Origin of the sequence: Pyxidicoccus sp. MSG2, assembly GCF_026626705.1 — a bacterium.
In the GTDB taxonomy this organism is placed as follows: domain Bacteria; phylum Myxococcota; class Myxococcia; order Myxococcales; family Myxococcaceae; genus Myxococcus.
The window spans coordinates 6,643,843-6,666,772 of sequence record NZ_JAPNKC010000001.1 but is presented as its reverse complement, the minus strand read 5'-3'; the positions used below and the strand labels follow the sequence as shown (position 1 = coordinate 6,666,772).

17 protein-coding genes are annotated in these 22,930 nt (G+C 71.8%); all 17 read left to right on the top strand.

Translation table 11 applies throughout. The annotated features are described in order from the left end of the window. Positions 1-12: 12 nt before the first annotated feature. Genes OV427_RS26260 through OV427_RS26180 form a run of 17 tightly spaced genes read left to right on the top strand, consistent with a single transcriptional unit; the run spans position 13 to position 22,929 of the window. Positions 13-513 (top strand): phage tail protein, encoded by a 501-nt coding sequence (locus tag OV427_RS26260; protein WP_267858914.1) that lies wholly within the window; start codon positions 13-15, stop codon positions 511-513. Beyond that, a complete protein-coding gene (locus OV427_RS26255) occupies positions 513-1,397 on the top strand; it encodes a hypothetical protein (RefSeq protein ID WP_267858913.1) in 885 nt (294 codons plus the stop codon). The genes OV427_RS26260 and OV427_RS26255 overlap by 1 nt, the downstream gene beginning before the upstream one ends. Continuing rightward, positions 1,394-2,464, top strand: a complete 1,071-nt coding sequence (locus tag OV427_RS26250) for a hypothetical protein (RefSeq protein WP_267858912.1) — start codon at positions 1,394-1,396, stop codon at positions 2,462-2,464. The genes OV427_RS26255 and OV427_RS26250 overlap by 4 nt, the downstream gene beginning before the upstream one ends. Positions 2,465-2,467: 3 nt before the next feature. Further along, positions 2,468-2,725, top strand: a complete 258-nt coding sequence (locus OV427_RS26245) for a hypothetical protein (RefSeq protein ID WP_267858911.1) — start codon at positions 2,468-2,470, stop codon at positions 2,723-2,725. Continuing rightward, a complete protein-coding gene (locus tag OV427_RS26240; protein WP_267858909.1) occupies positions 2,725-3,387 on the top strand; it encodes a hypothetical protein in 663 nt (220 codons plus the stop codon). The genes OV427_RS26245 and OV427_RS26240 overlap by 1 nt, the downstream gene beginning before the upstream one ends. A gap of 10 nt (positions 3,388-3,397) precedes the next feature. Further along, entirely contained in the window at positions 3,398-3,688 is a 291-nt protein-coding gene (locus tag OV427_RS26235; protein WP_267858908.1) for a LysM peptidoglycan-binding domain-containing protein, read from the top strand. Beyond that, a complete protein-coding gene (locus tag OV427_RS26230) occupies positions 3,685-4,875 on the top strand; it encodes a phage late control D family protein (protein WP_267858907.1) in 1,191 nt (396 codons plus the stop codon). The genes OV427_RS26235 and OV427_RS26230 overlap by 4 nt, the downstream gene beginning before the upstream one ends. 1 nt (position 4,876) lies before the next feature. Then, a complete protein-coding gene (locus OV427_RS26225; protein WP_267858906.1) occupies positions 4,877-6,664 on the top strand; it encodes a putative baseplate assembly protein in 1,788 nt (595 codons plus the stop codon). Continuing rightward, entirely contained in the window at positions 6,664-8,556 is a 1,893-nt protein-coding gene (locus OV427_RS26220; RefSeq protein ID WP_267858905.1) for a hypothetical protein, read from the top strand. The genes OV427_RS26225 and OV427_RS26220 overlap by 1 nt, the downstream gene beginning before the upstream one ends. A 26-nt stretch (positions 8,557-8,582) precedes the next feature. Then, positions 8,583-11,399, top strand: coding sequence for an Ig domain-containing protein (locus tag OV427_RS26215; protein WP_267858904.1), 2,817 nt, complete (start codon positions 8,583-8,585; stop codon positions 11,397-11,399). Between the two features lie 9 nt (positions 11,400-11,408). Beyond that, positions 11,409-11,915, top strand: a complete 507-nt coding sequence (locus tag OV427_RS26210) for a hypothetical protein (RefSeq protein WP_267858903.1) — start codon at positions 11,409-11,411, stop codon at positions 11,913-11,915. Further along, positions 11,916-12,821, top strand: coding sequence for a GPW/gp25 family protein (locus OV427_RS26205; RefSeq protein ID WP_267858902.1), 906 nt, complete (start codon positions 11,916-11,918; stop codon positions 12,819-12,821). Between the two features lie 7 nt (positions 12,822-12,828). Further along, positions 12,829-13,482, top strand: a complete 654-nt coding sequence (locus tag OV427_RS26200; protein WP_267858901.1) for a phage baseplate assembly protein V — start codon at positions 12,829-12,831, stop codon at positions 13,480-13,482. Further along, entirely contained in the window at positions 13,479-14,714 is a 1,236-nt protein-coding gene (locus tag OV427_RS26195) for a DUF4255 domain-containing protein (RefSeq protein WP_267858900.1), read from the top strand. The genes OV427_RS26200 and OV427_RS26195 overlap by 4 nt, the downstream gene beginning before the upstream one ends. Then, positions 14,711-16,753: an AAA family ATPase gene (locus OV427_RS26190; protein WP_267858899.1), complete on the top strand. Its 2,043-nt coding sequence runs from the start codon at positions 14,711-14,713 to the stop codon at positions 16,751-16,753. The genes OV427_RS26195 and OV427_RS26190 overlap by 4 nt, the downstream gene beginning before the upstream one ends. A 15-nt stretch (positions 16,754-16,768) precedes the next feature. Next, entirely contained in the window at positions 16,769-21,952 is a 5,184-nt protein-coding gene (locus OV427_RS26185; RefSeq protein WP_267858898.1) for an eCIS core domain-containing protein, read from the top strand. After that, a complete protein-coding gene (locus tag OV427_RS26180; protein WP_267858897.1) occupies positions 21,952-22,929 on the top strand; it encodes a hypothetical protein in 978 nt (325 codons plus the stop codon). Before OV427_RS26185 ends, OV427_RS26180 begins: the two co-directional genes overlap by 1 nt. Position 22,930 lies beyond the last annotated feature (1 nt).

The window sequence follows — 22,930 nt, the reverse complement described above, 5'->3', positions numbered from 1 at the left end:
GGGACAGTCGCGATGGCCAAATTCACGGTCAATACCCACCGCTTCGACCCGTACCGGAACTTCAAGTTCCGCGTGAAGGTGGACGGGCAATACGTCGCTGGCGTCAACAAGTGCAGCGCGCTCAAGCGCACCACCGAAGTCACCCAGTGGCGCGAGGGCGGTGACCCCAGCACCAGCCGCAAGCTCCCCGGCAAGTCCTCGTACGAGGCCGTCACGCTGGAGGCGGGCCTGACGCACGACCCCACCTTCGAGGCGTGGGCCAACCTGGTCCACAACTTCCAGGGGGATGCCGCGGGCTCGCTGAAGAACTTCCGCAAGGACATCAGCATCGACGTCTACAACGAGGCCGGGCAGCGGGTTTATACGTACAAGCTCTTCCGCTGCTGGGTCTCCGAGTACCAGGCGCTCCCGGACCTGGATGCCAGCGCCAACGCGGTGGCCATCCAGCACATCAAGCTCGAGAACGAGGGCTGGGAGCGCGACACCTCGGTGACCGAGCCCACGGAAGCCTGATGTCCTCGGGCGTCCTGTGCACGCTGCCGGGTGGGTGGCTGGACCGGCGGGGTGGCTGCCAGCGCGAGGTGGTCCTCCGCCCGCTGCGGGGCGGAGATGAGGAGTGGCTCTATTCGCTGCCGCCCCAGACGTCACAGGTGAGTGTGCTGACCATGCTGCTGGCCCGGTGCGTGAAGCGCATCGGGCCCTACCGGGCGAGCCGCGCGATGATTCGCACGCTGTCCATGGGTGACTGCGACTTCCTGGTGCTGCGACTCCACGGGCTGACGTTCGGCGAGCGCGTGGAGCGGGTCCTGGTGTGCCCCGACGCGGCGTGCGGCGCGAAGATGGACCTGGACTTCGAGCTGGGGCAGGTGCCCGTGGAGGAGCGTCCCCGCCGCCCGCGCTACACGCTCCGGCTGGAGGGCTCCCCCGCGCGGGAGGTGGGCTTCCGCCTGCCGGGCCTCGGGGATGTGGAGGCGGCCAGCCGCGCGGAGGACCCCGAGCGGGCGCTCCTGGCGCGGTGTGTCCTCGACCTCGACGGCAAGGCCACCCCGGGCGGGGACGCCGTGGACGCGCTGCCCGACGCGGCGCGCGAGGCCCTCGATGCCGCGATGGAGCAGGCCTCCCCGCGCGTAGAGGACACGCTCGAGGCGCGCTGTCCGGAGTGCGGGCGGGAGTTCCCGACGACGTTCGACGCCACGGCCTCGTTCCTGGCGAGCCTTTATTCGCAGCGCCACGAGTTCGACCGCGCCGTGCACCTGCTGAGCTTCCACTACCACTGGCCGCTCGGAGAGATTCTCGGGCTGACGCGCGAGCGGCGCCGGCACTACGTGCGGCTGCTGCGGGACGCGCTGGACGTGGGCTCCGGCCTGTCGGCGCGAGAGCGGGCGGAGGCGTCATGACGCGATTCCTCCAGAAGCTCGTCACGGTGGGCGCACGTCCCCTGGGCGCGCTCGGCGCCCCGGCCCGCGCCCCGGCGAAGTCGAGCGACGCCCTGCTGGACCTCGTCGAGGAGGAGTCGTTGGAGACGGAAGACGCGGCCGGGCCCGCGGCGTCGGTGTCCGTCTCCGTACAGTCCACGGAGGTGCCCCCGCCAGCGCAGCGCCCTCCCGCCCCTGCGGCCCGGGCGATGGAGCCACACGCGCCCCGGGGGATGGAGCCACGCGCGCCACGCGCTACGGAGGCGCGGCCCACGCCCGTCGGCGCGGACGCGGCGCTTCAGCGTCCGGGCCAGGCCCGCGCGCCCCGGGGGGACGCGGAGCCGCCGCAGGCCCCTTCCGACTCCGCCGTCACCGCGACGCCCGAGCCGAAGGTCTCCCCGGACGAGCTCGCCACGCCCGTCCGCCAGGCCACGCCCGGGGCTCCGCCGGCCACGCCTGGCTCCAAGGCAGGCCCACCGAAAGCCTCCCGCACCGCGCCGCTGCGGGACGCGGACATCCGCGTCGCGGAGCCCGGGAGCCCGGCCTCCGTGGGGCCGCGGGGAAGCGCCGCGCCCGTGGCGCCGGGCATGTCCCAGGGCAGCCTGCAGGCGGTGACCGCGGACGCCACGGGCGACGCGCTCGCGCCCTTCAAGGAGCGCTGGAAGGACCTCGCCCAGCGACTGAGAGCGAGCCACCCGCCCCCCCTGCCCGAGGCGGTCCACGCGCAGCAGGCACCGTCCCCTGCCCCGGCGCCCGAGGCTCCTGTCGCACCCAGGGCTCCCGCCGCACCCTCCGTGGCCAGGCCCGCCGAGCCCCGCGTGCCGGTGTCCCGACAGCCCGGGCCGGTGCCACCCCGGGCGCGGCCGTCCGAGGCGCCCGGGGCCCGCCCCGGAGGCCGGGCGCGGGAGCTGGTCATCGGCAACCTGGAGGTCCGCGTCATGTCGTCGGAGCCACGCGCGCCGGAGCGCCGGGAAGCCCGCCCGGAGCCCCAGGGCGCACCTGCCGGCGCGTGGCAGACCGCCGCCCGTCACTACCTGGGGAGGCTGTGAGCCATGCCCGTCATCGAGCGCGCCACCGTGAGCTTCGAAGGACTCGACCTCAGCCCCGAGCGGGCCCGGGACGTCACCCGGCGGGCGCTCCAGCTCGTGGCCGAGCGCCATGAGCGGGAGGACCTGGGCGAGGGCCGCATCGACACGCTCACCCTTCCTCCGCTGAGGGTCACCTCGCAGCGGATGGACGAGCAGGCGCTGGCGGTGGCGCTCGCGGACGCGGTGGGCGAGGCGCTCCGGCGGCGCGGAGGGGGACGCTGATGGCCAGCGGGCTCACCCACCAACCGAAGCTGCTCAAGGGCGCGTTCGTCGACTCGAACCTGCTCGCCTTCCCGCCGCTCATCGTGCCGTTCCAGTTCAACCCGGAGCGGCTCACCCGGCGAAAGAGCGCCAACATCCAGTCGCCCCGCTCGCGCCGGGGCACCGAGGAGCGCACGCCGGAGAACGAGAGCCTCGGCCAGGCCCAGAGCACCAGCAGCTCGCCGGAGACCATCACCATGGACATCCGGTTCGACGCCACGGATGACCTGGAGGCGGGCAATCCCATCGCCGGCGAGTTCGGCGTGCTGCCCGCGCTGTCCGCGCTGGAGATGATGATTACCCCGCGCTCCGAGTCCGTCTTCGGAGGCCTGCTGGGCCTGTCCGCCAACTTCGGCTTCGGGGACCGCGCCAGCACGCCGGTGCTCATCTTCGTGTGGGGCCGGCAGCGCATCTACCCCGTGCGCCTCACGGACCTGAACATCCAGGAGGTGGAATACAACCCCAACCTCAACCCCACCCGCGTCACCGTGGGGGTGAGCATGCAGGTGATTGGCGGGAACAACCCGTTCTACCTCTTCACCCAGGCCCAGCGTGAGCTGCTCGCGGGCCTCAACCTGCTCAACGCGCCCGACCTCGCCCGGGCCGTGGTGAACATCGGCTAGGAGGCGCGCCTTGCTCTACCGGGGATCTCGCTACGCGGGGACGGAAGTCATCGAGCCCGTCAACAGCCAGGGGGAGCATCCGCGGGTCCTCGCCCTGCGGCGCCTCGAGCCTTCCCCGGGCGTCATCGAGCACGTGGTGCTGGAGGGCGAGCGCCTGGACCACCTGGCCCACCGCTTCTACGACGACCCGAAGAAGTACTGGCTCCTGCTGGACGCCAACCCGGGGGAGCTCAACCCCTTCGAGCTCCTGAAGCCGGGACGGAGAATCCAGGTGCCTCGCAACCGGGTGGTCAGCCCGTGATCAACGAGGTCGTCAACGTCTCCATCGACGGCGCGCCCCAGGACGACTTGGTGCCCGACATCGTGCAGCTCGCGGTGGAGGAGTCCGTGACGGGGGCGGACGTGTTCCGGCTGCGGCTGGCGCTCGTGTCCCGCTCCGACGGCACCTGGAGCTACGTGGACGAGCCCCGCTTCCAGGTGTGGAAGCGCTTCTCCGTGGAGGCCGGCTACCCCGACGACACGCAGACGCTCGTGGACGGGCTCATCACCCACGTGGAGCTGGGCTTCGGCGCGCAGCAGGAGCCCTACCTCGAAGTCTCCGGGATGGACCTGTCCGCGAAGCTGGACCTGGAGGAGAAGCAGCTCGCCTGGGCGAACAAGAAGGACCACGAGATTGCCCAGGCCATCTTCTCCTCGTACGGGCTGACCTACGAGGTGGAGGACACCGTCGTCCAGCACGCGGAGGCCAACGCCACCATCCTCCAGAGCGAGACGGACATCCGCTTCCTCCGGCGGCTGGCGGCGCGCAACGGCTTCGAGTGCTACGTGCGCGGCAACAAGGGCTACTTCCGCAGCGCCAACCTCCAGGAGCCGCCGCAGAAGCTGCTGGCCGTGGAGTTCGGCGCGGAGACCAACGTCGCCCAGCTCAAGGTCCGGGTGGACGGGACGCCGGCCACCAGCGCGGAGGTACGCCGCGTGGACCCGCTCGAGAAGCGCGAGGAGACGGAGCGGCTCACGGCCCTGCCGGAGCGGAGCCTGGGGAGCCAGCCGCTGGGGGCCCTGCGGGGAGACCAGCCCGAGGGCCGCCAGTTCCTGCTCCGCCAGCCGTCCGCCGCCCGGGAGGAGCTGCAGGCGCGGCTGCGCGGCGCCTTCGCCGGGGCCGGCCAGTTCGTGCGGGTGGAGGGCGACGTCGACGGGCGCGTGTACCTCGCGGTGCTGCGCTCCGGGCGGCTGGTGACGCTCAAGGGCGTGGGCGAGCGCTACAGCGGCCTCTACTACGTCACCCGCGTGCACCACGCCTTCACCGTGGACGGCTACACCCAGAGCTTCGAGGCCCGACGCAACGGCGTGGGGCTCACCGGCGAGGAGCAGTTCCAGCAGCCCTCGCTCCCCATGGCCCTCGTGCCCTCATTGGGCGGCGGCGCGGGCCCGGCGTCATCCGGCAGCCGCGTGCTGCCGCCGACCGGCAGCACCTTCGGAGGCATCTGACATGGCACCGCCGACTCCTCCCGTCCTCACCACCGTCGGGCGGCAGCAGGTCATCGACTACGTCACCAAGGACTACGAGGGCTTCCGCCAGGCGATGCTGAATCAGATCCCGCTGCGGCTGCCCAACTGGACAGACCGCGGCGAGAGCGACTTCGGCGTGGTGCTCATCGAGCTGTTCGCCTACGTGGCGGACATCCTGAGCTACTACCAGGACCGCGTGGCCAACGAGGCCTACCTGGGCACGGCCACCCAGCGCCGCTCGGTGACGGAGCTGCTGCGGCTCATCGACTACCAGATCGACCCGGGGCTGGCCGCCGCCGCGCACATCCACTTCGACGTCACCGCCGACAAGACGGTGACGGGCGCGGACCTGCCCTACCGCCTGCGCACGGCGGGCCGGCCCGGCGAGCCGGACGTCACCTTCGAAATCACCCAGCTCTTCGCCCTGCACCTTCGCAACAACAGCATCTCCCTGGCCTCGCAGCCGGCCATCCCCGCGGGCAGCACGGCGATGCGGCTCGGCCAGACGCTGCATGCGCTGTCGGAGGGAGACCTCGTCTACCTGGAGGAGAAGACGACGCTGTCCAGCGGTGCCACGCGGGTGCGCCGCTCGGCGATGTTGCAGGTGGTCCAGGTGCTGAACGTGGGTGGGGGCCAGGACGAGATTCGCTGGCTGCCGCCGCTGGCCGAGCCCTTCACCCCCGCGGACACCGCGCTCAAGGGCAACAACGTGCGGGCCACCCACGGCGAGACGGTCAACGACGAGCCCCTCTTCGTCAGCGACGGCACCCCGGGCCAGCGCTTCGTCCTCTCCCGCGCGCCCGTCACGCACCTGTTGCGCGACGAGCCCTTCCACCGGCGGCGCTCGCGGCCGGAGCTGGAGGTCCGCGTGGACGGGGCGCGATGGGATCCGGTGGAGAGCCTCTTCGCCAGCGGTCCGGCCGACACCCACTACACGCTCACCATCGACGAGAACGACGTCACCACGGTGGTCTTCGGCACCGGGACGCGCGGGGCGGTGCCGCCCGCGGGCAGTCAAATCAAGGCGCGCTACCGCGTGGGCCTGGGGAGTCAGGGCAACGTGGGGCCCGACGCGCTCGGCGTGTTCATCACCGCCGTCCCCGAGGTGAAGGCCCTCACCAACCCCTTCGCGGCCCAGGGCGGAGCGGACCGGGAGTCCACCGAGGAAGCCAAGGTGTCAGGGCCGGGCTCCGTCATCGCCCAGGAGCGGGCCGTCACCCTCCAGGACCACGAGCTGCTCGCCGAGGGCTTCGCTGGCGTGGGCAAGGCCCGGGCCCGCGTGGGCCTGCGCGGCGGCTACAAGGTGGTGCAGGTCTACGTGGCGCCGGAGAACCCGCAAACGGTGCCGCCGCCGCCGCCCACCAGCGAGCTGAAGGAGCAGCTCAAGCGCTACCTGGAAGCGCGGATGCCGGTCAACCGCATGGCCGGCGTGGACGTGCTGGACCCCGTCTACGTGCCCGTGGACATCACCGTGGACGTGCACCTGAAGGCGGAGTCCAGCCAGGTCCGGGTGCTGGAGGACGTGCAGCGCGTGCTCCGCGAGCTGCTCGGCTTCTCCAACCAGGACTTCGGCCGGGGCGTGCGCGTGGGCGAAGTCTATTCGGCCCTCTACCTCGTGCAGGGCGTCTCCTTCATCCTCCTCAAGCGGCTGCAGCGAACCGACCAGCCGGTGGGCATGAAGGATTGCGAGTTCGCGGATGTGATGATGGGGGAGCACGAGCTGGCCCACGAGGGGCTGCTCACCGTGAACCTCTTCGGAGGCTCGTGATGGCCACCGACTTCGCGGCGCTGCTCTACAGCTGCCTGCCGGGCCTGTACCGGGACAAGGACACGCTGGGCGAGCTCCAGCGCTTCCTCGAAATCACGGCCCTGCCGCTGGAGGAGCTGGAGTCCAGCGTGGGACAGCTGCACGAGGACTTCTTCGTCTTCCGGGGGCGGCCGGAGCTGCTTCCGCTCATCGGCACGCTGGTGGGCGTGGAGGTGGACACCACGCTGCCGCCCCGGGCGCAGCGCGCGCAGGTCTCCGAGGCCGTGCGCTTCTACCGCTCCAAGGGCACGCAGGAGCCGCTGGCGCGCCACGCGGAGAACCTCACCCAGTGGCGCGTGACGCTGGTGGACTTCTCGCGCAGCGTCGCCCAGGTGCCGTTCCTCGAGGCGCTCAACCCCGTCTCGGTGTGGAGGGACCAGCCCGTCGTGGAGCTGACCCCGGGCAGTGGAAACTGCTTCTTCGGCGGGGACACCGAGCGCCTCCAGCCGCTGTTCGACGCCGTCACGGGCCGCCCCATCACCCGCCAGGCCCTGGCGGGGCACGAGGCCGAGTACGCGGGCGCGGAGGGACGCTTCACCCTCGAGGAGCGCGGCGTGGACCTGTTCCGGCCGCCGCCGGGTGGCACGCCCCTCGTCGCGCGGGCCGCGGACCTCACCAACTTCGCCACCCCCCGGAACGTGGATGGCACGGCGCTCGTCCTGGTCGCGGGACAGGTGGCGGTGGACCCGGTGCTGGGCCGCTTCAAGTTCCCCAACCCCGTGCCCGCGGCCGGCAACCTGCGCGTCACCTACCACGCGCTCACGCCCGCCTCCGTCGCGACCCAGGCCTTCCACGTGGGAGACCCCTCGCGCATGCGGAAGCTCGGCCGCGCCGACGACCCGGCGCCCTACACCCTGGACATCCGCGCCCCACGGCACGTCAGCGAGCGCATCGGCCAGCAGCACTTCGACAACCACGGCTTCTTCGTCACGCCGTGCCGGGTGCTGGCCAACCAGCGGCCCAACGTCGTGCCCGCGGGCTCCTCCAGCGGCCGCTTCACGTTCGACAACCGCCCCCTGACGCTCGGCGACGTCACCGGAGTCGCGCTGCAGTTGCTGGATGGGCTGGACGGCACGCCGCTGACGCGCGCGAAGCTGGCGGTGCCGGGCACGCCCTACGTCAGCCAGCCCTGGGGCTTCACCCTGCGCATCGCCGGCGTCGACCTCACCGACCCGGCCTTCCAGCCCACCGTGCGCGTGGTGGCCGCCAACCTGACGGACTTCAACCAGCCGAAGGACGTGAAGGGCGTGAACCTGGTCCTCGCGCCGACCGACGTGGCCGTGGACCCGCAGCTCGGGCGCTTCGTGCTGAACCCGGGCGCGCTGGGCATCCAGCCCGAGGACGTCCGCGTGGACTACCTGCTCGGGACGGCGACGCGCGTGGAGAACGCGCCGGCCCGGGTGCTGGACGCCACCCGCGCCGTCTTCGCCTTCGCGCCGGGTGACACGCCGGTGCCGCTGCGTGACGGCTTCGACGGGACCCCCATCGAGGTGGCCCTGCGCCTGGGGCGCAACGTCGGCGAGTACCACCTCACCCCGCGCGGCTGGCAGCTCTTCCGCAATGGCGTGGAGGTCGGCCTGCCCGTGGAGCTGAAGGACCTGGAGGACTTCGCCACGCCCGTCGCCGCGGGCCGCGTCGCCGTCGACGTGCGGCGCGGCCGGCTCAAGTTCCCCGCGGGCTTCCTCGCCGCGGGAGACCGCATCAGCGTCAGCTACACCTACGAGGACACCGTGGCCCAGGCGCGCGCCTTCGCCAGCCTGGCCCAGCGCCTGCCGGCGGCCCTGCCCGCCGGCGCGGTGCCCGTCATCGTGGATACCCGAAGCATTCCTGTGCAGCCCGCGCGGCTCGCCTGAGTGGCGTTCATGGAAGGAACAACGGCATGTCTCGGTCGATTTCTCGCGAGGACTTCAAGGAGCTCAAGAACTATCTCGGTGTCTATCTTCAACAGGGCCGGGTGCTCCTCGACTCCGACTGGAACGAGAACCAGGACATCGCCGTCTCCTTCCTGCGCCGGCTGAACCGCGAGGCCCTCGGCGAGGGCAGCCCCAACACGGGCTTCAACATCTCGCCGGTATTCCCTCCGCCGCCCCAGCTCCTGCTGAAGGACCTGGACACCAGCGGCATGGACCTGAACGAGGCCATCGGGGCCATCATCGGCGCCTGCCTGGCGGACCTGCTGTCCCTGATGCTGTACCTCATCTTCGGGCCCGTCCTCTTCTTCCTCAGCTTCCCGGGGAAGGAGCTGGACAACATGGAGTCGCTCACGGGCCTGGTGCTGTCCTCGCCCCAGGGCAAGCTGCGCATCGGCAAGGACAGGCCCTACTCGGGCAAGGGCTTCCTGCGGCTGTCGGGACATGCCGGCACCGTGACGTTCACCCGGACGCTGCCCGGGCTGACGGACCTGTCCGCGCACGAGCTGCTCACCTTCCGCTACCGGCTCAACGCCCAGGTCCCCGGCACCATCCGCTTCTTCCTCCAGGACGACGCCGGCAACCGCTCCGTGTGGCTCATCGGCATCTCCGCCATGGGCGCGGAAATCTGGCTGGCGGGCTTCGCGGCGCCCCTGGACCTGCGCTTCCGCATCGTCACCTCCGAGCTCCAGCCGGCGGTGAAGGACAAGAGCTACAGCGCGCAGGTGTTCAGCTTCGCGGGCAAGGTCCCCATGACGTGGACCGCCACGGGACTGCCGGCCGGGTTGACCCTCACAGCGGACGGCACGGGGGAGGACTCGCGCACCGGGAAGCTCTCCGGCACGCCCACCACCGCGGGGGACTTCACCTTCACGGTGAAGGTCAAGGGCTCCGACAACGTCGAAGTCTCGCGGCAGCTGACGTTGAAGGTGAAGCCCACGGGCGAGGTGGGGCTGGCCCTGCCCAGCGCCTCCGAGCTGCTGGGGAAGCTGCAGAAGTTCGAGACGCCCACGGGCACGCCGGCCAACCTGGCCCGCATCGTCAAGTATGGCTTCGAGGTCTACCAGGACTCGACGACGCCCCTGGTCTGGGACTTCGACGACCTGCGCCTGGCCAGCACCGCGCTCGAGAAGAGCATGGGCGAGAACAACTTCATCATCCGCGGCTCGGAGCTCTCCCAGTTCCTCAACCAGGTCACCCTGCTCAGCGCGCTCCAGGGCTCGGACCTCTCCGAGGAGGACCCGGACGAAGAGGACGACAACCTCTTCCTGAACCTCCTCAACCTGCTGAACGCGGACTTCCAGCTGTCGGAGCCCAGCATCGAGAACGCGGGCCGGCTCTACGTGGCCGGCCTGCCCATCGTGCAGGTGCAGGACGTCCTGTACTCGCAGCAGGCGGACCCCAATGACCCGCTGCTGACCCCACCTCCGGTGGGGACGAAGCGCACGGACACGGTGTACCTGGACGTGTGGACGGAGCCCGTCACGTACGTGGAGGACCCGGAGATTCGCGAGATTGCGCTGGGCGGGCCGGACTCCAGCACGCGCCTGCGGACCCGGAACCGCGTGCGCGTCGCGCAGGGGGGCGTCACGCCCACGGGCAACGGCGTGGGCCTGGGGACGCTGGCCACGGAGGGCAGCTACACGGCCCAGGCCAACCGGCTCTACCGCGTGGAAGTCGACACGGCGGGCAACATCGGCACCGCGACGTTCCGCTGGTCGGAGGACAACGCCTCCACCCTGCAGCGCATCATCGAGCCCATCCCGCCCGGCTCCAAGCGGGTGGTGGTGGAGGACGCCGCGGCCTTCCGCAAAGGTGACTTCGTCCTCATCCGCAAGGAGTTCGGCGAGGAGGAGCACCGCATCTCCACCGTGTTCGGCAACGTCATCACGCTCGAGGGCACCACGGGAGGGCAGCTCGCCCTGCTGCCCGCCGCGAGCCGCGTGACGGCCTTCACCACCTTCTCCCTGGACGACCGGCCCATGCTCCAGCGGTGGAACGGCTTCCGGGTTCCCATCCCCGCGGACCCCGCGGATGCGACCCTCTCCAGCGCCATCCTCCTCAACGACGGCGTGCAGGTGCGCTTCGGCGGCCGCGCCATGCGCAGGGGTGACCACTGGAGCTTCAAGACGCGCTACCTGGCCGGGGACGAGTCCTCCGGCATCAACCCGGAGACGCGCATCGAGCAGCTCGCGTTCCAGCGCGCCCGGGGCGTCGTCCACCACTACGTCCCGCTGGCCACCTTCACCCGCGACGGCAGCGACGACAACCCGAACCGCATCTACCTCATCCAGGACCGCCGCAAGCGCGTGGCGAACGCCGGCACCGTGGCCACGCCGCTGCCGAAGCTCACCGGGCTGTCGGGAAAGAACACGGAGCACCTGGGCGCCCTGGCGCTGCCTCCCACGGCCGCGGACAGCAAGTTCGTCCTCTTCTGGTCCGGTGAGCTGTTCCTGAGCGGCACGGTGCACGCGGACGCGCAGCTCACCCTCCGGATGAGCTTCTACAACGACGAGATGACCGACCCGGAGGCCGAACCGGACAAGGGGAAGATTCAAGACCGCGAGGTGGTGGTGAAGCTGGGACGCAAGCCGAAGAACGTCGAAGTCCCGCTGCAGCACATCTTCTCCAAGAGCGACACCCCGTTCCTGTTCCTGTCGTCGGCCTTCGTCCCGACGTCGGTGCAGGTGTTCGCCACGCTGAACGACCCCGCCACGACTCCGTCCTTCACCGTGGAGCTGACCAACATGCAGTTGACGGCGCTGGAGCTGAAGAAGGGTTACTAGGAGAGAGCCATGGGAAGATATGTCTTCAAGGCAAAGGACCTGGCGCCCCTCCGCGCGTGGATTGACACGCCCATCGCGAGGCAGGTCCTGGAGTCGGCCGTCCCCGTCAAGCGCTTCGACACGCAGAAGGTGTTCCGCGAGGAGCCCATCGAGCTGCCGGTGTCCATCCAGAGCCGGGACACGCCGGACGGGGTGCCCCTGCACGACATCCTGAAGGCGGTGCAGGCGGAGGACCCCACCATCTCCGGCATCACCGTCCGTGGGGACCGCCTGGTCCTCAAGCACGCCACGAAGCCGCTGGCCGGGCAGCGCGACAAGGTGCGTGAGCTGCTCAAGGACTCGCGCAAGCTCAACGCCCTGCGCCCGCAGCAGCCGCCGAAGCCCCAGGCGCTGAAGGGCGAGAGCCTGGAGAAGCTCCTGCTGGACGACGAGACGCCCGACGCCGAGTGGCTGCGCGCCTTCCGGCGCTACGCCGTCGCCAACCTCATCAAGCCCTCCAAGAGGACGTCGAAGTAGATGCGCTACCTGGGCAATACCAAGAGCAACGAGTTCCACGACCTGACGCGGCAGAAGTCGCAGTGTCAGATTTCGCGGATCCAATCGAGCCACCACGACAAGGCCTTCACCCCGGACACCGTGGTGCAGGCCATCCGTGAGGGCTTCGAGCCGTGCGCGTATTGCCTGGGGACCTTCGCGAACCTGTCCCTCGAGGCCGGGGGCACGATGCCGTCGGCGGCGGATTTGCGCGGCGAGGACCTCGGCGGTGGCGAGGTGTCGCTGCGGTGGACGCACCCCGACGACATCGTCACCCGGGGCATCCGCTTCGACGTGTACTCCAGCCCGGCGCCGCTGGAGCCGTTCCGCACCCTGCGCCTGTCGCAGCATGCCACCCTCGCGGCCCGCCTCTCCGGCTTCAGCGACGGCGGGGACGTGTACTTCACGGTGGTGGCGCGGCTGGGAGGACTGCAGAGCCTGCCCACGCCCATCCTGCACCTGTTCGTGCAGCCGGTGCAGGCGCTCGTGGAAGTGGGCGCGTCCGCGCCGGGCACGGGCGCCCCCACCGGGCTGGGATTCCCGTTCCGCATCGACGGGCTGGGGCGGGTGTCCGCCCAGGGAGGAGACCCGCTGCTGCGGGGGAAGATTCTCCAGTTGCTGCTCACCGCGCCCGGCGAGCGGGTGAACCTGCCGGAGTACGGGACGCGGCTGCGGGATTTGGTGTTCGACCCCAACAACGACGTGCTGGCCGCGACCACGGAGTTCACCGTGGCGCGAGCGCTGCGGCGCTACCTGGGTGAGGAGATTCACGTGGACCGGGTCCAGGTGGGCTCCTCGGGCAGCGAGCTGAGCGTGGACATCGTCTACATGCGCAAGTCGGACCTCAGGACCGAGCAGCTGCGTGTGGGCATCCCCCTTCCCGGGTGAGGCGGCCATGGACGAGCGGGTAGCGCGCTACATCGAGCGCAACGAGAGCAAGCACTGGGGCAAGTACCGGGGCTTCGTCGTGGACCGGGACGACCCCGAGCAGCTCGGCCGCCTCAAGGTGCGGGTCCCCAGTCTGCTGGGGGACGCCGTGACGGGCTGGGCGTGGCCGGCCTCGCCGTACGCGGGTGCCAACGTGGGCTTCTTCTTCGTGCCCCAGGTGGACGACCTGGTGTGGGTGGAGTTCGCGGAGGGAGACCTGGAGCACCCGCTGTGGACGGGCTGCGGCTGGGCGAAGCCGGGCGGGACGACGGAGATTCCCCAGGAGGCCCAGGACTCCTATCCGGACCAGGCCGTGATTCGGACGAAGTCCGGCCACGTCATCATCCTCGGGGACGCCTCCGGCAGTGAGCTGCTCACCATCCGCACCACCACCGGCTGCGAAATCATCCTGGACCCCAACGCGAAGACGGTCACGGTGCAGGCGGACGAAATCATCCTCCGGGGCTCGGCGGGCAACACGGAGGAGCTGGCCACGAAGACCTTCGTGACGAAGATTTTCGACACGCACACCCACCCGACGGGCGTGGGCCCCAGCGGACCGCCGGCGCTGAACTCGACCACCAATCCCCGCTCCCTCACTTCCATCGTGAAGGCCGAATGAGCAACCACCTCTCCATCGCCACCGTGACGGCGGCCCTCCGGCACCGTCTGGAGAAGGACCTGCAGGTCCACCTGCCGGGCGCGACGGCCACCACCGTGCGCCCCCAGGCCCCGCCCAGCACGGCGCTGCCGACGGTGGGGGTGAATATCTTCCTGTTCCAGGTGACGCCCAACACCGCCCTGCGCAACGAGGCGGTGCCCACCCGGCGCGCGGATGGCCAGCTCCAGCAGCGCCCCGTCATTGCCCTGGACCTCCACTACCTGCTGAGCTTCTACGGCGCCGAGGTGAAGCAGGAGCCCCAGGTCGCGCTGGGCATCGTCGCCCGCTCGCTCGAGGCCCAGCCGGTGCTCACGCGCGAAGTCATCCAGGCGGCCGTGGCGGCGGCGTCCCACCTGACCACGTCCAACCTGGACAGCGCCGTGGAGCGGGTGCGCTTCGTCGCCACGACGACGTCCGTGGAAGAGCTGTCGAAGCTCTGGTCGGTGTTCCAGGCACCCTATGCCCTGTCCGCCACGTACCAGGGCAGCGTGGTGATGATTGAAGCGGACACCGCCCCGCGCGCTCCGGCGCTCCCGGTGCGCCGCTTCGGCGTTCGCGCGCAGGCGCTGGGGCAGCCCGTCATCGACAGCGTCCTCTCCCAGTCGCCCACGGACCCCGCGCCCGTGGCGGGCCAGCCCATCCTCGTCGGCCATCGGCTCATCCTCCGCGGGCAGGGCCTGCAGGCGAGGACGCCCACGCCCGAGCTGGACACGCGCGTGCGGGTGGGTGACGCCGAGCTCGCCCCCGAGGCGACGAGCGACACCGAGGTCATTGTCCTCCTGCCAACCACGCTCCGCCTGGGTGCGCAGCGGGTGCAGGTGGTGCATCGGGAGCGGGTGGCGGGCGTGCTCCGGCAGGGCGCCGAGTCGGGCGCGACGGCCATCGTCCTCCAGCCCGAGGCCACCTTCTCCGTCGTGGCCGGGGACATCCAGGTCACCGTCACGTCCCAGGTGCAGATGGGGCAGCAGGTGGTGCTGCTGCTGAACCAGTTCAATGCTCCGGCCGGGGTGGACCCGAAGGCCTACAGCCTCCCCGTCACCCTCCCGTCCGCCGCGTCCACCTTCACCGTCGACGCCGCCGCCGTGGCCGCGGGCGAGTACCTCGTCCGGGTGCGGGTGGATGGCGCGGAGAGCCCGCTCGCCTTCAACGAGACCACCGGGCGGTACGACCAGCCCCGCGTCCTCCTGCCATGAGCCACTCCCCCACTCCGGACAACGGCGGGCGCGTCCCGGCCCAGGCGCCCACGCCTCCTCCCCGCGAGACAGCGGCGCAGGTGGCCGCGAGCTGGGCCGAGGCCAACCAGCGCTACCTCTCCGCCGCACTCGCACGCGTGCGCAAGCGGCTCGAGCAGCACACCGCGGGGGAGCCGGCGGCCGACGACTCCTCGCTCGAGCGCGAGCTGGAGGACGCCGCCCGCGCCCTGCCGTCCCCCGCCGCGCTGGAGCGGCTGTGCACCCTCTTCCAGCTCTCCCCCTTCGAGCGCGCGGTGGTGTTGCTCGCCGCGGGCGTGGAGCTGGATGCGCGCTTCGCCGCGCTGTGCGCCCGGGCGCAGGGGGACTCCCGGCTCGCCTGGCCCACGTTCGGACTCGCCCTCGCGGCGCTGCCCCAGCCGCACTGGAGCGCGCTGAACCCGGGTGCGGCGCTGCGCCGCTGGCGGCTCGTGGAGCTGGCGCCCGGAGAGGCCATCACCACCCGTCCGCTGCGCATCGACGAGCGCACGCTGCACTACCTCACCGGCGTGCATTACCTCGACGAGCGGCTGGTGGGCTTCGTCGAGGGCGTCATCCCGCCCGCGTCCCTGGTGCCCTCGCACCAGCGGCTGGCGGAGCGCATCACCGCGCTCTGGTCCCGGCCACCCCGTCCGGAGGGCCACCCCATCGTGCAGCTCTGCGGCAACGACGCGACGGGCAACCGCGCCATCGCCGCCGCCGCCTGCGCCGCGCTGGGGCTGAGCCTGCAGCGGGTGGTGGTGCGCGCGCTCCCCACGCGGGAGGACCCGGGCGACCTGCTCCGGCTGCTCTCGCGCGAGGCGGCGCTGACGCGCAGCGCCCTCCTGCTGGACTGCCACGGGATGGACCCGGGTGACAGCGGGCGCATGACGACGATGCTCCGGTGGCTGGACCGCGCCGAGGGGCCCATCCTGGCCGCGAGCCCGGACCGCCTTCGCGCCATGGACCGGCCGACCATCGCGCTGGAGGTGGGCCGGCCCACCTCGCTGGAGCAACGCTCGCTCTGGACCGAGGCACTCCAGGGCCGCATCTCGGACGCGTCCGGAACTCGCGAGCCGCCGGGCCCCGTCCTCGAGTCGCTCGTGTCCCAGTTCGACCTGAGCGCCAGCTTCATCGAGGAGGCCTGCCAGCACCTCCAGGGAGATGAGCAGGGGGAGGCCGTGCAGCACACGCTGTGGGAGGCGTGCCGGGCCCTGACGCGTCCCCGCATGGGAGAGCTGGCCCAGCGAATCGAGTCGTCGGCGGGCTGGGAGGACCTGGTGCTGCCGGAGTCGCAGCTGCGGCTGTTGCGCGAGCTGTCCGCCCAGGTCCGCCACCGGGCGCGCGTGTACGGCACGTGGCGCCTGGGGCGCGAGGGCTCGCGAGGCCTGGGCATCACCGCCATGTTCGCGGGGCAGAGCGGCACGGGGAAGACGCTGGCCGCCGAGGTGATGGCCCGGGAGCTCCGGCTGGACGTGCACCGCATCGACCTCAGCCAGGTGGTGAACAAGTACATCGGTGAGACGGAGAAGAACCTCCGGCGCATCTTCGATGCCGCGGAGGAGGGAGGCACACTGCTGCTCTTCGACGAGGCGGACGCGCTCTTCGGCAGGCGGAGCGAGGTGAACGACAGCCATGACCGGTACGCCAACATCGAGGTGAGCTACCTCCTCCAGCGGATGGAGTCCTACCGGGGCCTGGCCATCCTCACGACGAACATGAAGGAGGCGCTGGACGTGGCGTTCCTGCGCCGGCTCCGCTTCGTCGTCGACTTCCCCTTCCCGGGCCCCCCGGAGCGGCGCGAGCTCTGGCGGCGCGCCTTCCCTCCGGAGACACCCACCGAGGGGCTGGACTTCAAGAAGCTGGCGGAGCTGAGCGTCGCGGGCGGGAACATCCGCCTCATCGCGATGAATGCCGCCTTCCTCGCGGCCGAGGACGGCTCGCCCGTGACGATGCGCCACATCTGGCGCGCCGCCCAGACGGAGTTCACCAAGCTGGAGAAGCCTCTTCCCCCGCCGCTGTAGGGAGGCTGTGTCGCCATGCGCGCGTTGGTGCCGGCCCCTACCGCCCTCGACTCCACGCCCCAGGTCGTGCGCCCGGTCGCGCCAGTCATCACGCCGGAGCCGGCCCCCGAGCGGGCCCCCGAGCGTGAGGCGCCCGCCCCCGAGGCCCGCGCCGCCTGGGACTTCGGTCGCATCTCCGTCCACGCGCACGCGCCGCCTTCGTCGCCCCCCGAGCCGCGCCGCAACGACGCGCCGGAGGCCCGCGCCCCCCCCGCCGCGCCCGCCTGGGACTTCGGCCGCGTCTCCGTCCACGCGCTGCCTCCGCCGCTGCCGCACGCCATCGCCCCGCCCGACCACCCCACCGAGGCGCGGGCCGACCTCGAGGCCGGGTGGGTGCGCGGCCGCGCTCGGGGACCGGGCGCGCCACTCCCCGAGCGCAGCGCCCTGGCCGCCGCCGCGGCCGCTCCCGCGCGGCCGGGCACCCTCATCCACGAGGGGAGCGCGGTCGACCGGGTCGGTGCGGCCATCGGTGCGCGCGGGTTCAGCTTCGGCGGACGCGTGTTCCTCACGGGCGCGGCGCGCGCGAGCCCCGACCTGTCACGCATCCTGGGCCACGAGCTCGCGCATGCGCGCCATGACGACCCGGGCGTCCTCCACGCCGACACGCAGGTTCCGACCATCGGGGAGTTCCTCGCGAACCCGCCCCACGCGCGAATGTTCGCGACCCTCGAGGAGCTGTTGTTCTACCCGGTGGACTCCGCGGAGTTCGTCTTCCCGGCGGACCCCCGCGTCCTCTACGCCATCGCCGCGTTCCGACTGACGGGCGAGCGCTATGACCCCGACATGGTGCGCGCGCTCCAGGACGCGGCCACGGCGGCGGGCGGCGTCGTGACCGGGCTCCCCCCACAGCGCTCCGAGAAGGCGCGGGTCACCGGGAGGCTGGCCCGGGTCTACATCACCACGCTGCGCACGTGGCTGCGCGAGCATCACCTGGACGAGACGCTCGACATCTCCCCGGAGCAGGAGCGCCTGCTCATGGCGGGACGCGCGTTCCCCCCGCCGGACCCCATCCGGGAGGCCGCGGCGAGAGCGTTCATCCGCCGCCGCGTGGACATGCCGCTGGAGCTGCTCCAGGGCTCCCTGATTCACATCGTCCCCCAGTACGGGCGCCAGCTCTGGCCGTACGTCGACGCGGTGGTGGAGTGGGAGGCGCATCCGGACCCGGCCCACGTGAACACGGCGGCCGAGCGCTTCGTGGACCTCCTCGCCGCGTTCGCGCCCATCACCCGCCTGCTGGACCGGGTGCGCCACGACAGGCAGCTCGAGGGACACGCCGCCTACGAGCTGCTCTTCCCGCAGAATGACGACGGAACACGTCGCGTGGACCCCAACCGGGTCATCGCATTCCACACGTACGTGCCCACCCAGCCCCAGGGGCTCCTCGAACAGGCGCGGACGAGCAGCGCGGGGCGGAGCGAGCTCCTCGACGGCTTCCTTTCCTATCTCGGCCGCATGCCGAGTGCGCAGCCGGGAAATACCCAGGTCACGGACGCGCCGAGCCGCGTGAATGCGCCTCCGCTGCCGAGCCAGATGACCGTCTACCCGGCGCTGGAGCCGCCCCACTTCGACGCGGCCATCGACGCCGTGCACCACTTCACGATGAGCATCCAGTGGTCCGACGTCTACGAGGCGCTCGGGAACGCCTTCGGAGGGTGGACCTACGAATGGGACCTCATCAAGGTGCGCGACAGCGACATCGCCAACCTGGCCGAGGCCTCCGAGGCGGAGGGGCGCGCACCCAGCTTCTGGGACCCGCTCGCGACCGAGCTCGCGCGCGACATCCGGTATGCGGGCGAGGACATGGCGCGCGTGCGGAGGGACCTGGGCGCGCTCGAGCTGCTGCTGGGGCCCCCGGGACTGGGGGCACAGACGCTCGTCGCAGCGAGCGCGATGCTCAGCGTCGTCGGCACGGTCATCAAGAACGTCATCAGCAAGCTCACGATGCCGCGGAACGAGCAGCGGTTCTCGCTGACCGAAGGGGGGCTCCACCTCGTACGCTGCCGCGCGGCCCCGCGGTTCGACGAGGACCGGGAGACGTCGAGCTTCCGCCGCGGCACGAGCGTCGCGTGGCTTCCGTTCTGGGCCCGCACCCCACAGTCGATGGCGGAGCTGCGCACCGCCGCCGAGACGCGCGGCCTCTCCGAGGGTGAGCGGCGCCTCGTGGAGCTGGAGAGCCTCCTGTCCAACCCCGACGAGTCCCTCCCGAACCGGGCGGCGCTCATCCTGGAACGGGATTCGCTCCGGCGCGGGCTCCACGGCAGCACCGCGGACATCCTCCAGGCGCGGCTGAGCGAGCTCCGGGCGCAGAAGGCGCGCATCGACGCCCGCACCCCCTCCGCCGGCGAGGAGGGGCTCACCTCCGCGGGGCTCGCTACGCAAATCACTTCCGTGGAGCGGCTGCTCGAGATGCGGAGCACCCGCACCGCGGTGGCCGGAAACCACCCCGTCCGCCTCCCCGGCACGCTGGTGACGGACGTGGGCGACCCCATCCACCTGCTGCTCGAGGCCGCGCGCCTCGACAACGCAAGCGACCCCACCCGCGCGAACTGGGCGGTCTCCGACCTGACCACGGACCGGAGCGGCACCGCGAGCGCGTGGAACAACGGCTCCCACGTCCGCGGCAACCCCAGCCACGACGCCATCCTCAACGCCATCCTCGAGATTCTCGAGGGCCAGAGCGGCTACGGGGCCGGCTACCTCTCCGTCTTCCTCCCCTCCGGGGCGCCGGGCGCCGTCGTCACGCCGTCCTCGGGAGGGACCGCGCACACGGTCCGCGTCGCGCGCAGCCTCGCGACCATCGCCGTCAACGCGATTGAGAACGTCACCCAGCTCATCACGATTGCCGCCATCGTCGCCGCGCCCTTCACCGGCGGCAGCTCGCTCATCCTGCTCGTGCCCGTCGGCATCGTCGGTGCGCTGCCGTCCGCCTACCGCCTCTACCACCGCAGTGAGATGGGCACCCTCCGGGCCGACGCCCAGACGGTGATGGAGATTGTCGACATCGCGGGCGCCGTGGTGGGGCTCTCCGAGCTCGGCGCGGGCGCACGGGCGGCCGCGTCGGCGGGGCGCGGCCTCACCCGCTCGTCGCTGCGCTGGGCGCGGGTGCAGGGGGCGCTGTGGATTGTCGGGCTCGGCACCGACGGCCTCGGCATGGTGATGATGGGCGTGGGAATCCTCGACCAGCTCGAGGCGCTCAAGGGCCTTCCCGCCGGCCTGCGCGCCGCGCGCGCGGCGGAGATTCTCGGCAACGCGTTCCTCCAGGTCGGCATCCAGGCGGGCGGAGCGCTCGCGTCCCGGCGGCACGCGGAGTCCCTGCAGGGCACGCTCGGGGAGGGGACCGCCAGCGCGCGGACGCGCGTCGAGCAGGGTCCGCGTGGGACGGCGACCGGAATCGACGCCGCCGTCCCGACGTCGCTGCAGGCCTTCGTGAGGGAGAGCGCGGACATCCCGGCCGGCGAGGTGCGGGTCCGGTACACCGCCGAGGATGGCCTCGTCGACCCGGGCTCGCTTCACATCCTCGTCGGCCCCGGCGCCGTGCACAACCTGTCGGCGCACCTGCCCATCCTGACCGCGCTGCGCGGCTACTCCGGCGTGTCCGGACGCATCCGCCGGGTGCTCAACCGCCTGAGGCGCTGGCTCACCGGCCGCGCCGCGCCCGAGCCCGGCTCACAGTTGTTCGAGGCGCGCCTGGAGCTCCAGAAGCTGGACCTGCTCGTCCGCCAGCGGCTCGACGCCCTCGAGCGCACCCACGATGCCGGCCTCATCGAGGACCTCGTCGCCGACCTGGACTACCTCGACTCCCAGGCGGCCCGCCACGAGGCGACCATCCGCTCGGGCATCGACGCCGAGGGCCGCGGCTACGTGGCGGTCGAGGGCGGCTCCGTGCGGGACGCGAACCGCACCGCGGCCATCGCGGCCGGCTACCCCACTCCTCCCGACGGCCACTTCTACCGGCGCCAGGGCGATGGCTTCGTCCTCGTCGCCGACCCGCTCTACAGGCGGGGACCCGACTGGGTGCAGCACACCGTCGTGCACCATGACGGCCGGCCGGTGCTCGTGCGCGCGGGGAGCACCGCGGACATCAACAACGCGCTCGCCCAGCTCGACGGCTATGACGCAGCACCGACGGGCCACCTGTACGTCCGCGAGGGGAACGGCTGGCAGCTCCAGCTCAGCCCGGGCGCGGCCGGGCCGTCCATGCGCGTCGTGCATGGCCCCGACGGCAGGCCCCTGCGCCAGAACGGGAGGATGGTCACGGAGCCGCGCCCGACGCGGAGCACGTTCGAGACCACCCAGGCTTCCCAGGGCATCGCCCACCCGCGGGGCGAGTACACGCCCCTGGAGACCGCGCTCACCGCGCGCGGCGTGGCGGACGACCCGCCGTCCCGCGGCATCGTCCGGCAGTGGAACCCCGTGCTCCAGCTCCTGGACGAAATCGTCGCGGCGAACCCGGGCGAGAACCTGCGGACCGGCGCCGAGTCGGCCGCACGCGCCTCCGCGCACCTCGACGCCGGCTACGGCGACGCAGCCTACGGCCGGTTCCGCCGCGCCCTGCGCAGCGACGAGCTCGACGTCGTCATGGGCAACGGCGCCGCGACGCCCGCCGCGCAACGCGAACGCCTGGACCTCCTGCTCGCGCAGCAGCCCGACAACGCCTCGGCGGGCGCCCTCTTCACCGGCTGGGTCAACCGTCGACTCCAGGGAGGACCGGGCGACGCCTCGATGAGCACCATTCGCGACCGGGAGCTCGGCCTCGGTCAGTGGAATGGGGCCAACCGGTTCGCGGACACGGCCGTGCGCGTCTCCGAGACGCAGGGCGGGCAGACCTCCACCCATGACTTCCTCGGCGAGAACAAGGTCGGCAGTTCCTATGACCCCGCGCAGTCGCTCGGGTACCACCAGAACCTCACCGCGAACAACGGCCAGCTCGTCGCGGTGGACGGGACGCGCTACGCGGGCCTCGTCTACATCTGCGAGAACCAGCGGAACGCCACCCGCATCGCCGCGCACCTCGACTCCGAGGGACGCCACCCGAACATCCGTGTCATGTATGTAGACACGGGCGGCAACCTCCAGCCCGTGCCGAGGCGTGCCGCGGCCGCCGCACCCGCCGTGACTCCCACCGTGACACCTGGCACCGCCGGCTCCGAGGAACACTGATGCCCCGCTACCCGGAGTTGCTCATCATCGACGCACAGCTCATCGGCTCCAGCCTCGAGGAGGTGGCCACACGGGCGCGGCAGGCGTGGGAGACCGCCGGTCTCCCGCCGCTCGCCGCATGGGGAATGGACACGCGCAAGCGCCAGCCCTCCCCCGTGCCACCACCCGACGCATCCGGACCGGGCGGACTCGCCTTCGAGATGGCGGGGCGTGTCACGGGGAGCCTCGTCCCCGTGGGCCCGAGCGGCACGCGCTTCAATCTCCGCCTCCCCGTGGACGTGCGGAAAGACCCCGTCCACCTCATCCCCGACACCGTGGCGGCGGCGCGCCGGTGCCTCGAGTTGTTGGGTGTCGGCACTGGCATCGCGTCGATGAGCGTCCGCCGGGGCGTTGGCGCCAACTGCCTCCCCATTCCGCCCCTGGTCGAGCCCGATGCCATCCTCGTGCTCGCCAGGCGCTCCCGCGTCGAGGAGGCCTATACCTCCGTGGAGGGCTTCCTCGCGGCCTGGGAGCGCGTGCACGAGCGCGACGGCTTCCTCCTCGTGTCGCGCGGCGAGGCGGCGCTCGACACCGTGCAATGGCTGGAGGTCGCCGCGCCCTCCCAGTGGGCCCTCGCGCGCGCCGCCCGGCCCGGCCGGACCACCTACCGCCCCGCGACGCCGCTGCCGGAAGAGGAGCCCCTCTATCTCGCGGGCACGGAGACGCTGCGGCCCGCTGGCTACGACGACGCCACCGGCGTCCTCTCGTTCGCGGCCTGGACGCCCCCGGGCACGCATCCCCACGGCTGGGAGTTCCACAACCTGCTCGCACTCCGGAGCGAGGGCATGGTGCCCGACGGCCGCCCCCTCCGGGAGCTGCGCGTCATCTTTCCCGACGAGGCCGCGGCCCGCCGGGAAGCGACCCCGCTCTCGGACATCGGCGCCCGCGTGTACTTCACGGGCCCTGACGGAGAGTTCCATGCGCTGGAAGAGCGCTGAA

Coding starts and splice junctions, on each gene's coding strand:
- OV427_RS26260 (WP_267858914.1), top strand. CDS start 13: ATGGCCAAATTCACGGTCAATACCCACCGCTTCGACCCGTACCGGAAC.
- OV427_RS26255 (WP_267858913.1), top strand. CDS start 513: ATGTCCTCGGGCGTCCTGTGCACGCTGCCGGGTGGGTGGCTGGACCGG.
- OV427_RS26250 (WP_267858912.1), top strand. CDS start 1,394: ATGACGCGATTCCTCCAGAAGCTCGTCACGGTGGGCGCACGTCCCCTG.
- OV427_RS26245 (WP_267858911.1), top strand. CDS start 2,468: ATGCCCGTCATCGAGCGCGCCACCGTGAGCTTCGAAGGACTCGACCTC.
- OV427_RS26240 (WP_267858909.1), top strand. CDS start 2,725: ATGGCCAGCGGGCTCACCCACCAACCGAAGCTGCTCAAGGGCGCGTTC.
- OV427_RS26225 (WP_267858906.1), top strand. CDS start 4,877: ATGGCACCGCCGACTCCTCCCGTCCTCACCACCGTCGGGCGGCAGCAG.
- OV427_RS26220 (WP_267858905.1), top strand. CDS start 6,664: ATGGCCACCGACTTCGCGGCGCTGCTCTACAGCTGCCTGCCGGGCCTG.
- OV427_RS26215 (WP_267858904.1), top strand. CDS start 8,583: ATGTCTCGGTCGATTTCTCGCGAGGACTTCAAGGAGCTCAAGAACTAT.
- OV427_RS26210 (WP_267858903.1), top strand. CDS start 11,409: ATGGGAAGATATGTCTTCAAGGCAAAGGACCTGGCGCCCCTCCGCGCG.
- OV427_RS26205 (WP_267858902.1), top strand. CDS start 11,916: ATGCGCTACCTGGGCAATACCAAGAGCAACGAGTTCCACGACCTGACG.
- OV427_RS26200 (WP_267858901.1), top strand. CDS start 12,829: ATGGACGAGCGGGTAGCGCGCTACATCGAGCGCAACGAGAGCAAGCAC.
- OV427_RS26195 (WP_267858900.1), top strand. CDS start 13,479: ATGAGCAACCACCTCTCCATCGCCACCGTGACGGCGGCCCTCCGGCAC.
- OV427_RS26190 (WP_267858899.1), top strand. CDS start 14,711: ATGAGCCACTCCCCCACTCCGGACAACGGCGGGCGCGTCCCGGCCCAG.
- OV427_RS26185 (WP_267858898.1), top strand. CDS start 16,769: ATGCGCGCGTTGGTGCCGGCCCCTACCGCCCTCGACTCCACGCCCCAG.
- OV427_RS26180 (WP_267858897.1), top strand. CDS start 21,952: ATGCCCCGCTACCCGGAGTTGCTCATCATCGACGCACAGCTCATCGGC.